This is a genomic window from Enterococcus sp. DIV1411a (genome assembly GCF_050531945.1).
In the GTDB taxonomy this organism is placed as follows: domain Bacteria; phylum Bacillota; class Bacilli; order Lactobacillales; family Enterococcaceae; genus Enterococcus_B; species Enterococcus_B faecium.
Map to the genome: position 1 here is coordinate 184,245 of NZ_CP172892.1, position 13,729 is coordinate 197,973.

12 protein-coding genes and 1 pseudogene are annotated in these 13,729 nt (G+C 40.2%); 7 read left to right on the forward strand and 6 right to left on the reverse strand.

Features of this window, described 5'->3' with window-relative positions; all coding sequences use genetic code 11:
• The first annotated feature begins 398 nt into the window (after positions 1–398).
• Positions 399–2,222: an APC family permease gene (locus IGJ87_RS00920; RefSeq protein ID WP_002294202.1), complete on the forward strand. Its 1,824-nt coding sequence runs from the start codon at positions 399–401 to the stop codon at positions 2,220–2,222.
• A gap of 141 nt (positions 2,223–2,363) precedes the next feature.
• Here the strand turns inward: IGJ87_RS00920 and IGJ87_RS00925 are convergent.
• Positions 2,364–2,504 (reverse strand): annotated as a pseudogene (locus tag IGJ87_RS00925) (transcriptional regulator); the annotation flags it as partial.
• Positions 2,505–3,023: 519 nt separating this feature from the next.
• On the opposite strand from IGJ87_RS00925, the gene IGJ87_RS00930 reads away from it, so the two are divergent.
• From IGJ87_RS00930 to IGJ87_RS00945, 4 genes are all read left to right on the forward strand, one after another.
• On the forward strand, positions 3,024–3,287 hold the full coding sequence (locus IGJ87_RS00930) for a type II toxin-antitoxin system Phd/YefM family antitoxin (RefSeq protein WP_002317080.1): 264 nt from the start codon (positions 3,024–3,026) through the stop codon (positions 3,285–3,287).
• The gene (locus tag IGJ87_RS00935; RefSeq protein WP_002294198.1) at positions 3,287–3,553 is read left to right on the forward strand and encodes a Txe/YoeB family addiction module toxin; all 267 of its coding nucleotides are present in this window, start codon (positions 3,287–3,289) and stop codon (positions 3,551–3,553) included. Before IGJ87_RS00930 ends, IGJ87_RS00935 begins: the two co-directional genes overlap by 1 nt.
• A gap of 200 nt (positions 3,554–3,753) precedes the next feature.
• On the forward strand, positions 3,754–4,242 hold the full coding sequence (locus tag IGJ87_RS00940; protein WP_002301120.1) for a mannosyl-glycoprotein endo-beta-N-acetylglucosamidase: 489 nt from the start codon (positions 3,754–3,756) through the stop codon (positions 4,240–4,242).
• Complete coding sequence (locus tag IGJ87_RS00945) at positions 4,202–4,324, forward strand: hypothetical protein (RefSeq protein ID WP_323133616.1); 123 nt, start codon at positions 4,202–4,204, stop codon at positions 4,322–4,324. The genes IGJ87_RS00940 and IGJ87_RS00945 overlap by 41 nt, the downstream gene beginning before the upstream one ends.
• A gap of 459 nt (positions 4,325–4,783) precedes the next feature.
• Here the strand turns inward: IGJ87_RS00945 and IGJ87_RS00950 are convergent, their stop codons facing one another.
• Genes IGJ87_RS00950 through IGJ87_RS00965 form a run of 4 tightly spaced genes read right to left on the reverse strand, consistent with a single transcriptional unit; the run spans position 4,784 to position 8,186 of the window.
• The gene (locus IGJ87_RS00950) at positions 4,784–5,455 is read right to left on the reverse strand and encodes an ABC transporter permease (RefSeq protein WP_002319469.1); all 672 of its coding nucleotides are present in this window, start codon (positions 5,453–5,455) and stop codon (positions 4,784–4,786) included.
• Positions 5,452–6,369 (reverse strand): osmoprotectant ABC transporter substrate-binding protein, encoded by a 918-nt coding sequence (locus IGJ87_RS00955; protein WP_002301114.1) that lies wholly within the window; start codon positions 6,367–6,369, stop codon positions 5,452–5,454. The genes IGJ87_RS00950 and IGJ87_RS00955 overlap by 4 nt, the downstream gene beginning before the upstream one ends.
• The gene (locus IGJ87_RS00960; RefSeq protein WP_002293405.1) at positions 6,366–7,007 is read right to left on the reverse strand and encodes an ABC transporter permease; all 642 of its coding nucleotides are present in this window, start codon (positions 7,005–7,007) and stop codon (positions 6,366–6,368) included. The genes IGJ87_RS00955 and IGJ87_RS00960 overlap by 4 nt, the downstream gene beginning before the upstream one ends.
• 3 nt (positions 7,008–7,010) lie before the next feature.
• Positions 7,011–8,186 carry a betaine/proline/choline family ABC transporter ATP-binding protein gene (locus IGJ87_RS00965; RefSeq protein ID WP_002294192.1) on the reverse strand — a complete coding sequence of 392 codons (1,176 nt, stop codon included), beginning with the start codon at positions 8,184–8,186 and terminating at the stop codon, positions 7,011–7,013.
• 192 nt (positions 8,187–8,378) lie between these two features.
• On the opposite strand from IGJ87_RS00965, the gene queA reads away from it, so the two are divergent.
• Both queA and IGJ87_RS00975 read left to right on the forward strand, forming a co-directional pair.
• Positions 8,379–9,410 (forward strand): tRNA preQ1(34) S-adenosylmethionine ribosyltransferase-isomerase QueA, encoded by a 1,032-nt coding sequence (gene queA, locus IGJ87_RS00970; RefSeq protein WP_002296565.1) that lies wholly within the window; start codon positions 8,379–8,381, stop codon positions 9,408–9,410.
• 618 nt (positions 9,411–10,028) lie between these two features.
• Positions 10,029–12,668 carry a cation-translocating P-type ATPase gene (locus tag IGJ87_RS00975; RefSeq protein ID WP_002319472.1) on the forward strand — a complete coding sequence of 880 codons (2,640 nt, stop codon included), beginning with the start codon at positions 10,029–10,031 and terminating at the stop codon, positions 12,666–12,668.
• A 167-nt stretch (positions 12,669–12,835) separates the two neighbouring features.
• Here IGJ87_RS00975 and IGJ87_RS00980 read toward each other — a convergent pair whose 3' ends face one another.
• On the reverse strand, positions 12,836–13,534 hold the full coding sequence (locus IGJ87_RS00980) for a DUF975 family protein (RefSeq protein ID WP_002294185.1): 699 nt from the start codon (positions 13,532–13,534) through the stop codon (positions 12,836–12,838).
• Positions 13,535–13,729 lie beyond the last annotated feature (195 nt).

Genomic DNA, 13,729 nt, shown 5'->3' on the forward strand with positions numbered 1-13,729 from the left:
TTTGGTTGGGCTTATTACCGCAGATGCAAGCTTTTAAACACCGTTTATCAAGAGGTTGTGACAACTGCGCTATGCTTCGAGTAGTAAGAATGATGGGTAGAAAGCAACCTTACATCTCTCTTTCAAAAGTTAAGATATCAAAAAGGATAGAACTTGATTTTCTAAGTCAAGTTCTATCCTTTTATTATAGAATTCAAAGAAAAAGCCCATAAAAAAATGTTAGATTTTTGCTGTATTAAAGCGTTTGAAAAAGCGCTTGATATTTTTCTGTTTTTTTCCAATTATTTTCTTAAAGTTTATTGACTTTTAAGGTCAGTGAGCGTACTATAACATCTTGTTTACTATAAATTTTCGACTATAAAACTTGAAGTAAAATTGTGTGTAAAGGAGTTTAGAAATTGGATTACTTAAAAAGGTTGTTAGTAGGTAAGCCTTTAAAATCTGCTGAAAATGATGAGCACAAATTAACCCGATTTGCTGCTTTGGCATTATTGTCGTCTGATGCGTTATCATCTATTGCATATGGTACGGAACAAATCGTTGTCGTTTTAGTCGCTTTGTCTGCTGCAGCCATCTGGTATTCGCTACCCATTGCCGCTTTTGTTATTATTTTATTGATTTCATTAACGCTATCATATCGTCAAATCATCCATGCTTATCCTCATGGCGGGGGAGCATATGTCGTCAGCAGTGAGAATCTTGGAAAGAATGCTGGCTTGATTTCCGGTGGCTCTTTATTGATCGACTACATGTTGACAGTAGCAGTATCTGTCTCAGCAGGTGCTGAAGCGATCACATCAGCGGTGCCAGCACTCTACGGTCATCAAGTCGCTATTTCTGTGACAATCGTTTTGCTACTGATGATGCTGAATCTTCGTGGGCTGAGGGAATCTGCATCGTTCCTATTATTTCCGGTGTACACATTTATCCTTGTGATCTCGTTACTGATCGTTGTTGGTTTATATAATATCGTGACAGGTGCTGTGCCATTGCAAGCTACTGCACTTCCAGGAGCGGCTGTGCCGGGTGTTTCTATCGCTTTGATTTTACGAGCATTTTCTTCTGGTTCTTCCTCTTTAACTGGGGTGGAGGCGATTAGTAATGCTGTACCATTCTTTAAGAAGCCAAGAGCAAAAAATGCCGCTGCTACATTGACGATGATGGCATTGATCTTAGGTTTCTTCTTCGTGGGGATCACATTTATCAACTATTGGTATGGGATCGTTCCTGAAAAAGAAGTCACTGTTTTGTCTCAAATTGGTAAAGCTGTCTTTGGACATGGTATTTTGTATTACGTCCTTCAATTTGCTACAGCGCTGATTTTAGCAGTTGCTGCTAACACCGGTTTTTCTGCTTTTCCAGTTCTTGCATACAATCTGGCAAAAGATAAATTCATGCCTCACATGTATCAAGATCGTGGGGATCGACTAGGCTATTCCAATGGGATTATCACACTAGCGCTAGGTTCGATCGTATTGCTGTTTATTTTCCATGGCTCAACAGAACGCTTGATTCCGTTATACTCTATCGGCGTGTTCATTCCATTTGCTTTATCTCAAACAGGGATGGTCGTCAAATGGAAAAAAGAAGGAAAAAGATGGTTAAGCAAATCGATTGCCAATATTACAGGTGCGTTCATCTCATATGCAATCATTGCGATTTTGTTTGTCTATCGGTTAGGGGACATTTGGCCTTTCTTCATCATTATGCCAATCGTTATGTTCATTTTTTATAAGATCCATGATCATTATAAAAAAGTAGCAGAACAGCTTCGTTTAGAAAATGATGCAAAACTACATGATTATGACGGGAATACCGTTCTTGTATTAGTCGGGAATGTGACACGGGTAAATATCGGTGCGTTGAATTACGCACGTTCGATCGGTGATTATGTCGTTGCGATGCATGTTTCGCTAGACGAAGATGTCGAAAAAGAAAAAGAAATCGAAGCAGAATTTAAAAAGCATTTCCCAGATGTCCGTTTTTCAATCGTCCACTCTTCTTATCGCTCGATTGAAAATCCAATTATCCGTTATGTAGATATCGTAAGTAAAAATGCAGCGAAACAAAACTATACAACTACTGTGTTGATTCCTCAATTTGTACCAAACAGACGCTGGCAGAATATTCTCCATAACCAAACAAGTTTGCGGTTAAGATTGCGATTGTCTTGGCGTGAAAATATCGTTGTCAGCACCTATAGCTACCATTTGAAGAAATAAACCAAGTTTTAAAATCAAAAACAGACCCTCTAGCTCTTAATTGAAGCTAGAGGGTCTGTTTTGTCTTATTCTCAGCTAAAGGTGCCCTCTATAAGCCATTAAAGATGGGAACAGCGTATGAAATGTTATTATTCTTCCTATTTAGCTGTAAAACATTTTGATTTTGATGTCTTGATCATAATTTCCGAATCCTTTGCCAAATAATGTACAGCCTCCTATATTTTCAGCTTCTTCCTTTACCTCGACTCTTAAGTGCCATGTGTCTTCATAAGTAGAAATCTCAGCCTCGTCAAGTGACCATTTTTTGTTACCATAACTCAGTGCCATTTTTAATTGGTGATTCACAAACCCAACGGTCTAAGCAAGTATCAAATCGATAGTGAACATGAATGACAGGAGACGAAAGAGGCAATCATTTTTGAGGCAGTAGAAGACTTGACGGCCAAAATCAGTTTTGAATAACCGTTACAAATCTTTCGTGCGTATCCTCAGGTTATTCAAGATATCAATCAAGTCACACTGCAACGAGGAACCTTCGTGTATTGGTGTTGTTGCATAGACTCACAGGCTTTGGATTTGACCTTTGCTAAAGATGATACGTTGTTACCAATTACTTTACGTTTGGCTACCGCTAGTCGTAAAGGAGTAAGAAGTGAGCGTGGACAAAGATCCTCCCTAAAAAGGGGTCTTTTTCTCTATGTAAAAAAGAGGAAAAGTTTGCTGAATTTAAGTGCTTTATTGTATTTTTTGACGTACTTAATCAAGTACGTTATAATTATATCAGAAAAAGGAGGAGAGACAATGGCTAATACAACGATGAATCCTAGCACAGCTCGTAAAAATTTTTATCAGTTATTGAAAGAGGTAAATGAAAATCATACTGAAATCGAGATTATTAGTGATCGTAGTGGAAACAATGCTGTATTGATTGGGCTAGAAGACTGGAGAGCGATTCAAGAAACCCTTTTTCTTGAGCAAACAGGTACTTTAGATAAAGTACGAGACCGCGAAAAAGACGACAGTGGCTTTACGAATATCGATAATATTGATTGGGAAGCTCTTTGATGAGTAACTATACAGTCGCAATCAAAAACTCTGCGAAAGTGGATTTAAGAAAAATCAAGCAATCGAATTTAAAGAAACAATTTGAAGAAGTGATTCAGACATTGAAGGAAGATCCATATATGCCCACGCAGTCTTTTGAAAAGCTGAGACCTACACATGAAGGCAGATACTCACGCAGGCTGAATAGACAGCACCGAGTGGTTTACAAAGTTGATGAGGAAAATAAAGTTGTGGAAATTTATTCTGCCTGGACACATTATGAGTGAAGTGAGAAGAGCCAACCTTTTTAGATAGTTAACAAAGAGTCTCCCCAAAAAGGAGACTCTTTTTTTGTTCTAAAACCAACCTTCTTGGATTTATTGCATGATTTCTTTAATTTGTTCCTATATCTCCACCTTTGAAGGGTCATTGTTTGAGTTTAGGAATGGAATGTTGACGGGTTTATGTAAAACAAGGAGGAAGAAGTGTGACAAGGAAAATCAGTAAAATTGGAGCATCGTTGTTAGTGTTGGCAGTGGCAACGACCATCGATTATCGCCAAAGTGAGGCGAAGACAATTGGAAATGTCGTTTATCGAGAAACAGCCAAAAGTATGTTGAAAAAAGCAATGGACAATCAACCGGAGTCGTCTTATTGGTTCCCAGAGGATTCGTTGGCATGGTCTTTTGGAAAAGATACAGATACGAAATACAATACCAGTGTCGTTTCTTTAGCAGAGCGGGTATCCAAAGCGACATTGCCGAACATGAATGTCACTCAAACGGAAGAAGTCAAAGTCGTGGCGCTTTCGGCCATGAATAGCAGTATCAACGGCAATGCATCACGAGGGATCGATATCTTTTACGCCAATGTCTTTTCTTATTGGCAATATATCGATCAATTGGTTTACGGGGGTGCTCTTCTGGTGAAGGATCATCGTACCGCCAAGTCTAGTTGCGACGGATGCAGTCCATAAGAATCGTGTACCGGTTTTAGGAACCGCAAACCTCCCATGGCGAGAAGCTGGAATGGCTAGATATGTTTTTAGCCAAGGATGAGGATGGCAAGTTCCCGATTGTATAAAAGATGATCGAAGTTACCGATACGGCAGTCACCAGTTTTGATGATGTAGCTGAAGGCATCGAACAATCGAGGACTGATGGAAAAGGCTTAAATGAAAGCCACGCCAAAGGATGTAAGAATTGATGCCCAATTCAAAGAACAAGCAGACGAGTATTTAGAGATCATGTGGTATGAATTCCATGACGAGTGATGGGAAAATGGATTGGCAAAATGCCTTAGCGGATAAGAAAAAAACTTAGTCGGTGGATGCAGAGATGAACCCGTTGGCAGTATGAAGTTGGAGTATACGGAATGGATAAATAGCTAAGAAAAGCAACTCTTTGCCCATAAGGAGGGAAGAATCAGAGTGGATTATTGCCTTAAAAAATGACAGAACTAAAAAAGCCTTTGCGACCAACAAATGGTCGCAGAAGCTTTTGTTTTTTACAATAACATCAGCGTGATGTACGGCTGGCTGGATCTAGCCGTCTTTCCAAAATACCTAAAAGCCAGTCCGTGATAATCGCCATTAATGCAGTTGGCAATGCACCTGCTAAAATAATCGATGTGCCATCTGTTGCATTGGTTCCTCGGATAATGATATCTCCAAGACCACCAGCACCGACGAATGCACCGATCGCGGTTATCCCGATGGCAACAACTAACGCGTTTCTTATGCCTGCCATGATAACAGAAACAGAGAGTGGTAACTCTACCATGAATAGTCGTTGTCTAGCAGTCATCCCCATGCCTTTGCCGACATCAAGGATGTTTTTGTCTACTTGGATCATCCCGGTATACGTATTCTTGATGATCGGTAAGAGGGAATACAAAAATACAGTAACAATCACGACATTGACTCCCAGGCCTAATCCAATGATTAAAATGGAGATCATGGCTAGAGAAGGGATCGTCTGGATGATATTCGCCAAACGAATCACCCAGTTTGCTAATTTACGTCTCCTAGAAATCATGATCCCAACCGGAATCCCGACAACTGCTGCAAAGAGGACACCATAGATAGAAATCAGGAAGTGACGGATAAATTGTGCAAAGATATAGGAGCCATTTTCCTGGAAATAATAGAAAAATTGTTGAAAGACATTCATTTTATCCAATTGCTTCACTTCCCTTCAAAATAGTGGTTTTCTTGTAAGAAACGTTGTGCTACTACTGATGGTTCCACTAGATTATTATCTGCTTCGTAGTTCAATTCCTGCATTTTTTCCGTACTGATGGTATGACCTAACTTATTTAAGGCTTCTTTTAAATGAGGCGTATCAGCTAATATTTTGTTGTTTACAACTGGAGCAGCATCATATGGTGGGAAGAATTGACGATCATCTTCCAACATGACTAGATCATAACTGGCGATCCGTCCATCCGTAGAGTAGCCAAGAACAATATCCATTTTTCCTGCTTCGACTGCGTCATAAACAAGTCCAATCTGCATAGGTAATATCGAATTGAAGGAGAAGCCATAAGTTTCTTGGAAGCCGTCATAACCGTCTCCTTTACGATTGATCCAAGAAGTATCTACACCAGCTACTAATTCATCCGCTACATTTTTCAGATCGCTGACTTTAGATAAATGGTATTTTTGTGCGGTGTCTTTTCGAACAAGAAAGACATACGTATTTTCAAAACCATAGGACGGGAACCACGTTTGATCGTATCTTTTCTCAAATTCATCTTTCACGGTAGCAAACGCTTTTTTCGGATCTTTTTCAGGAGGAAGGTTCAATGTAGTCGTTAAATCTGTTCCTGTGTAGCGAGCCGCTGAAATTGAAGCATCTCCGTTCATCATCGCTTGATGGTTGATAGTTGTGGTAGCCAGATTGTTGATGATTGCGGTATTTTTATCTGTATAATGTTCAACCATTCCGGCAACTAGGCTTGCTAAGATCTGTGCTTCTGAAGTGATTCCACCTGTGATCGAAATGGTGTCTTCATCTGTATTGCTGGCAAGACCAGGGAAAGAACAACTCGCAAGTATAAGAAGAGAGAAAAGAACCATGGTCATTTTTAGTATACGTTTCATTCTTCATTCTCCTCTCTAAGTGCGATCGGTGTCAGCCGGTGTTCCAAGAGACCTAGAAGCCAATCAGCCAATAGTGCTAAAATCGTTACAGGGATCGTACCTGCCAAAATGAGATCTGGTTGGTAATTATTCAGTCCACTAAAAATCAAATCGCCTAAACCACCAGCGCCGATATAAGAGGCAAGTGTAGCCCATGCAATCACGTAAACGGCAGCTAAACGAATACCAGCCATGATCGTTGGCATAGCAATGGGCAATTCAACGGAAAAAATGGATTGGAACTCAGTCATCCCCATGCCTTTTGCCACATCCCGATAATTCCAATCGACATTTTTCATCCCAATGTACGTATTACGTAAAATCGGCAATAATGAATAAATAAAGAGTGCGATAATCGCAGGTAATTTACCTACGCCAAATAGCGGGATCATCAATGCCAATAAAGCAAGAGAAGGGATTGTCTGCAAGGCACTGGTTAAGCCAATCACAATCGTGGCAGCTTTTGGAAAACGTGTCAGTAAGACACCAAGCGGTACAGCAATGATGATACCAATGATCAAAGCAAGTCCCGAAATATAAAGATGTTCAAAACCTTTTGAGAGAATTTCTGAACCGTGCTGATGAAAAAACTGCTGCATAGGTCAGACCTCCTTAGATTCTTCAGGAGTAGCTGACTCTGCAACATCAGTAGTTGCGGGATCTTCTCCCCAAATCACATCGTAGACGATATCCACTAATGATGCACGAGTCAGGATACCTACGACTTTGTTCTGTTCATCAACGACCGGCACGTATTTCAGTCCGCGTTTTAAAATGCGTTGCAAGGTATCACGAAGATAGGCGGATTCTTTTACGTAAAAAACATGTTTATTTAATATGTCGCCGACACTGGATACTTTTCCTCGCTTTTTATTCAACGTTTCTACATCGATAAATCCTTTTAATACATTCGAATTATCGGTAACTAACAACGTATCTACACGTTTTTCCCTCATCAGTTTGATTGCTTCTTGTAATGATTTTTCCGGTGTAATCGTGATTGCTGTATTTAGCATAACTTCTCCGACTCTTGTCGCATTTGGCTTGGCTTGTAGTAGGCGATCTTCTCCAATCAACTCTTCTACGAAATCGTTTGCAGGATGACGTAAGATATTTTCTGGTGTATCAAATTGGATCACACGGCCTTCACTCATGATGGCGATACGGCTTGCTAGCTTAATCGCTTCATCCATGTCATGGGTTACAAATACGATCGTTTTTCCCAAGCGCTCTTGTAAATCTTTGACAAGGTCTTGCAAAGAATCACGAGTGATGGGATCAAGCGCACCGAATGGCTCGTCCATCAAGATGATATCTTGATTCGCTGCAAGGGCACGAACGACTCCAATACGCTGCTGCTGCCCACCAGATAATTCATGTGGGTAGCGATCTAACATCTCACGGGGCAATTCCACAAGATCAATCATTTTTTCAGCTGTTTTATTCCGTTCTTCTTGACTGACTTTCAACAATTTTTGGACAAGAGTGATATTTTCACGGATCGTCATGTGAGGCATCAATCCAATACTTTGGATAACATAGCCGATCTGACGTCGCAATTCCACTGGATCAATTTCTTGGATGGATTTTCCATCAATCAAAATTTTCCCTTGTGTTGGATCAGTCATTCGGTTGATCATCCGCATCGTCGTCGTTTTTCCGCTTCCGCTCGTACCGATAAAACAAATGAACTCACCCTTTTCAAATGAAAGATTGACGTCCTCTACAGCGACTTTTCCACCTTTATAAATTTTTGACACATTTTGAAATTCAATCATGGTGCCACCTCTTTTTCTATTTTCAATGAAGAACTATCTATTACTAGTATGCCTAAAACAATGAAAAAATACAAATAGGGTAGTTTTTTTATTTAGGAAAACAAAAAATAGAAGTGAAAAAGTGCTGATTTTGCCAACAGAATGAAAAACATGATAGAATGATGAAGCACATGATAGAAAGTGAGTGACGATATGTTAACAACAGAAGATTTTGATTTTGACTTGCCGGAAGAGTTGATCGCACAAACACCATTAAAAGACCGCGATCATTCTCGTTTACTTGTTTTGGATCGGAAAACTGGAGAGATGGAAGATAAACATTTCCATGAAATCATTGAAGAGTTACAGCCTGGTGATGCGCTAGTTATGAATAATACACGAGTTCTGCCTGCTCGTTTATATGGAGAAAAACCAGATACTGGTGCGCATTTAGAAGTCCTTCTTCTAACGAATACACAAGGAGATACGTGGGAGACATTGATAAAACCTGCGAAACGTGCCAAAGTTGGGACAAGAATCTCTTTTGGTGATGGCAGATTGCAAGCGGTAGTGAAAGAAGAATTGGAACACGGCGGACGGATCATTGACTTTGAGTATGAAGGAATTTTTCTAGAGATTCTTGAATCATTGGGAGAAATGCCATTGCCTCCATATATCAAAGAACGTCTGGAAGACCCAGATCGCTATCAAACTGTCTATGCGAAAGAAAATGGTTCTGCTGCAGCGCCAACAGCTGGATTGCATTTTACGAAAGAATTACTTGATGAGATCGAAGCAAAGGGTGTTGAATTAGTCTATCTGACACTACATGTAGGGTTAGGTACATTCCGACCTGTCAGCGTAGATAAAATTGAAGAACACCATATGCATAGTGAATTCTACCGTTTGACGGAAGAAGCAGCTGAGCGATTGAACCAAGTACGTAAAAATGGCGGGAAAATCGTGGCTGTCGGAACAACTTCAATTCGAACATTAGAAACGATTGGAACGAAATTTAATGGAGAAATCAAAGCAGACAGCGGATGGACTGATATTTTCATTACGCCTGGCTATGAATTCAAAGTGGTAGAAGCTTTCTCAACTAATTTCCATTTGCCAAAATCGACTTTAGTCATGTTAGTTAGTGCCTTTGCAGGAAGAGAATTGACTTTATCTGCTTACCAGCATGCGATTGAAGAGCGCTATCGTTTCTTTAGTTTTGGAGATGCGATGTTCGTGAAATAAGGTTATGAAAAGCCGCTAGTTTTGAATAACAAAAAAGCTTTACAAAGATTTTATGACAAAGAAAAAGCCGAGCTCTCGATAAGCTCGGCTTTCTTGTACCTCGGAAGGATTCAAATAAACAGAAATGATTGTAACTTTCCATCATACATGCAAAGCACGGTGTTGAATTTCTTCATGTTAAACAAAAATTTTGTTTTCGTTACATCTTCAACATTTGAAACATCTCTTGTTCCTATTCAATTTTCAGACGTTTACGTTATTCAATTGTTACGTATCGCATTACTTCTTGTTTCGGATACTTCGTGATCCAAACATCCATACGCATTCACTATTTATAGGTTTGTACTCTACACGCATGTCTGGGTGAAACCTGTACTTCTAACAACTTTATTTGCTTACACTGTTCTATCGAGAAATTCTTCTGTCTATTTGATGGTATCCTCCTTCCTTACATCTATATAATAGCATTCTTTGGTAGCGTTTGCAAATATAAGCACTTTAAATTTTACGCTTTCTTAACAAATAATCGATAAGCCCTTTATTTGAAGTAAATAAAAAAAGGATGTTATAGTAAAAGAAGTACCTTTTTTTGTACGAAGATTTTAAAGGAGGAATAGGATGGAAGAATACAAGCAGACAATAGAAGAAGTAAAGAAGGTAACAGAAGCAGATCCAGATACTGGGTTGTCTTCACAAGAAGTGGATGAACGGCGAAAAAAGCAGGGATTGAATAAATTCGATGAGGCGCCGAAAGAATCGATGATCAAAAAATTCTTTCGAAGCTTGTCCGATTTTACAACGATCATCCTTCTTGTAGCAGCGGTGATTTCCTTTTATACCGCATTTGCTACAGAACATGGGGATTTATTTGAAGGACTGCTGATCATCGCTATCGTTGTGATCAACTCGGTATTGGCGATTGTCCAAGAAGGAAACGCAGAAAAAGCACTGGAATCCTTGCAAGATATGAATAAACAAACGGCAACTGTCATACGAGACGGCAAAGTGACCACTGTTGAGTCAGAGCAACTGGTAGTGGGTGATATTCTTGTTTTAGAGTCCGGTGATGCTATTTCTGCCGATGCCCGTTTGATCGAAGCATCACAATTACGTGTAGAAGAATCGGCGTTGACTGGAGAAAGTGAAGCAGTTGAAAAAGATGCAGCATTTATTGCTGAAGAAGATGAGTCATTAGGTGACCAACTTAATATGGTATTTAAAGGATGTACGGTTGCTGCAGGTCGTGGGAAAGCGATCGTCACTGCCATTGGTATGGCTACAGAAATGGGTAAGATCGCGGATCTTTTGAACGAAAATACTATGCAAAAAACACCTTTACAGGTCCGATTGAATCAGCTAGGCAAACGAATCAGTATGATCGCTTTAGCGGCTGCGGCTTTAGTATTTGTGATTGGTGAACTGCAAGGAGAACCACTCCTTGAGATGTTCATGACTTCGATTTCCTTGGCTGTTGCAGCTGTACCGGAAACCTTGACTGTTATTGTTACGTTGACACTTGCATACGGTGTGCAGAAGATGGCGAGGAAACATGCGATCATCCGACAGTTGCCAGCAGTTGAAACGCTAGGAACCGCTAATGTTATCTGCTCAGACAAAACAGGAACGCTGACACAAAATGAAATGCGCGTCCGCCGGGTATGGAGCAAAGAAGATGAAGTAACGAATATCGAAGACTCAATGACGAACAGCGCGATGGAAATATTGAAAATGGCTGCACTATGTACAGATGTGACGGTCGAGCAAGAAGATGACGACCTTGTTATCAAAGGTAATCCAACAGAAGTAGCCATCGTTAGGGCTGTTGAAGAGAATTATCATACAAAAGCAGAATTAGAAGAAAAATATCCACGAGTAAACGAGCTTCCTTTTGATTCTGAACGAAAAATGATGACAACAGTTCACCAAATGGGCGAAAAATACATCTCAATCACCAAAGGAGCATTCGATGTTCTGGCTCCGCGCTTTAGTTCAGGCGATGTAGAACAAGCAGCTATCGTCAATGATCGCTTTGGTAAACGGGCACTGAGAGTGATTGCTGTTGGTTATGTTACTTATGACGAAGAACCGCAAGATATTTCTTCTGAAGCACTGGAAAAAGACTTACGTTTGATTGGTCTGATCGGAATGATCGATCCACCACGTCCAGAAAGTAAAGGAGCAATCAAGCGAGCGAAAAAGGCTGGCATCAAAACAGTCATGATCACTGGAGATCATGTGGTAACTGCCAGTGCCATAGCGAAAGAATTAGGTATCTTGAATGATCCGTCAGAAGCACTCTCAGGATCAGAACTGCATCAATTATCAGATGAAGAATTAGATGCGCGTGTCAAAGCTCTCTCTGTCTATGCTCGGGTAACGCCAGAAGACAAGATCCGGATCGTCAAATCTTGGCAACGTACGGGTGCAGTCGTAGCGATGACTGGGGATGGTGTGAATGATGCACCAGCGTTGAAAGCAAGTAACGTTGGGTGTGCCATGGGGATCACAGGGACAGATGTGGCGCAAAGTGCCGCAGATATGATTTTGACGGATGACAACTTTGCGACGATCGTAGACGCTGTCAGTCAAGGACGTTCGGTTTATCAGAATATTCGTAAAGCTATCAACTTTTTGCTAAGCTGTAATATTTCGGAGATCTTTATTGTTTTGATTGCGATGCTGTTAGGCTGGGGAGCGCCATTCACAGCTGTGCAACTACTGTTTGTCAATGTAGTTGCCGATGGTCTTCCAGGATTTGCTTTGGGAAGAGAACCAGCAGAACACGGCATCATGGATCAGCCTCCTATTCCGAAAAACGAAGGGATCTTTGCTCGAGGCTTGTTGCAAAAAATCGCCATAAACGCAGGAGTCTTCACCATCGTAACGCTGTTTGGTTACTATTTAGGTAGTTATGTCGATACTATTAGCCCATGGGTAGATGCAAGTCAGCATGTCGGTCAAACTGTTGCATTCTTGATCTTAGCTTATTCATCGATTTTGCATGTGTTCAATGTACGCAGCAGCCAATCGATCTTCAAAGTCAATTTAGCAACCAATAAAGCTTTGGTAGAAATGGCGTTACTGGCATTAGCTATTACAACGGCTGTTGCTTTGCTGCCGTTTACGCAAGAACTATTCGGCCTAGTACACATCAGTTTGAATCACTGGTTCTTGGTAGGGATTTTGTCTATCGTACCAATCGCGGTGAATGAACTGATCAAGTTCCATCGATTACCGGAAGCAGAAGAAGAGGAATGATTAACTGTTTCTAAGTTGATTTTCTTTTTACTGGAACTATACAAAAAGGAGGTGTGACATGAATGTTGTCACACCTCCTTTTTGCTAATGGGCTGAATGTTTCTTTTACTGCCTCTCGATAAACGGTGTTCTCCTGCCAACCCCTCGGTCACAAGTCACACTCTCTTTTAAATATCTTTTGGCAATTGTTCATAAAATGCTGCTTTTGTTGCAGAAATGTATGGGCTGAGCCATAGATAACCAATACCAGCAGTTGCTAATGCTAAGATATGCCAGCCGATAAATGAAAGATCTAACCAGAAAAGTTGTCCTTTATAACCATCCATCAATTTTCGACTTGCAGTGATCGTATCCAGTACTTTAGGTGTTTGTCCTGTTTCTTGGACGATATCGTAGTAGATAAAATAGCTTTGAGAATAAGAATAGCTTTTAATGATTCCAGGAATAACTAATAGCAAACCCCATAATGTTGTAAAGATCGAGATCAGCACAGCTAAGCCGATCACTCCGCCGATAAACAAACCTTTGAATCCACGAAATGCATCTTTGAATGGTTCGATCTGATCTTTTTGTCCACGTAAAATATCAAGATAAGTCCAAGAAATACCGCTCATGAACAAAGCGCTAATGATGCTGGAAATAATTCCGCCACCGCCTCCTGAACTACCGCCTCCTGAAGTTGTCGCATCTGAGACGCTCGCTGATCCATCATATATGGTGGTGGCAAATAAGATAATAGGAATCATAATAAGAAGAATAGCAGCAATACCAATCAATGTAGGGATTAGATTTAGTAAAACAGCTTGTCCCCAACGTCCTTTTAGACTCTCTTTTGCTTGGCGTTTTAATTCTGCAGAAGATTGCATGATTTTTCCCTCCTTTTCTTTAATAACACCAATATACCATGTATCAAAAAATATTTCTGTCATAATGTTTTTCTTTTTTTGTTATTCATAAAAAAAGGATAAAAAAAAGAATATTAAATAAAATAGAAGGAAGCCGAGGGAACTTGCAAAAAGCACTTGAAACGATTATGATGGTGGGAGTTGTCAAGATATTTT

Coding starts and splice junctions, on each gene's coding strand:
- IGJ87_RS00930 (WP_002317080.1), top strand. CDS start 3,024: ATGGCTAATACAACGATGAATCCTAGCACAGCTCGTAAAAATTTTTAT.
- IGJ87_RS00935 (WP_002294198.1), top strand. CDS start 3,287: ATGAGTAACTATACAGTCGCAATCAAAAACTCTGCGAAAGTGGATTTA.
- IGJ87_RS00955 (WP_002301114.1), bottom strand. CDS start 6,369: ATGAAACGTATACTAAAAATGACCATGGTTCTTTTCTCTCTTCTTATA.
- IGJ87_RS00960 (WP_002293405.1), bottom strand. CDS start 7,007: ATGCAGCAGTTTTTTCATCAGCACGGTTCAGAAATTCTCTCAAAAGGT.
- IGJ87_RS00965 (WP_002294192.1), bottom strand. CDS start 8,186: ATGATTGAATTTCAAAATGTGTCAAAAATTTATAAAGGTGGAAAAGTC.
- queA (WP_002296565.1), top strand. CDS start 8,379: ATGTTAACAACAGAAGATTTTGATTTTGACTTGCCGGAAGAGTTGATC.
- IGJ87_RS00975 (WP_002319472.1), top strand. CDS start 10,029: ATGGAAGAATACAAGCAGACAATAGAAGAAGTAAAGAAGGTAACAGAA.
- IGJ87_RS00980 (WP_002294185.1), bottom strand. CDS start 13,534: ATGCAATCTTCTGCAGAATTAAAACGCCAAGCAAAAGAGAGTCTAAAA.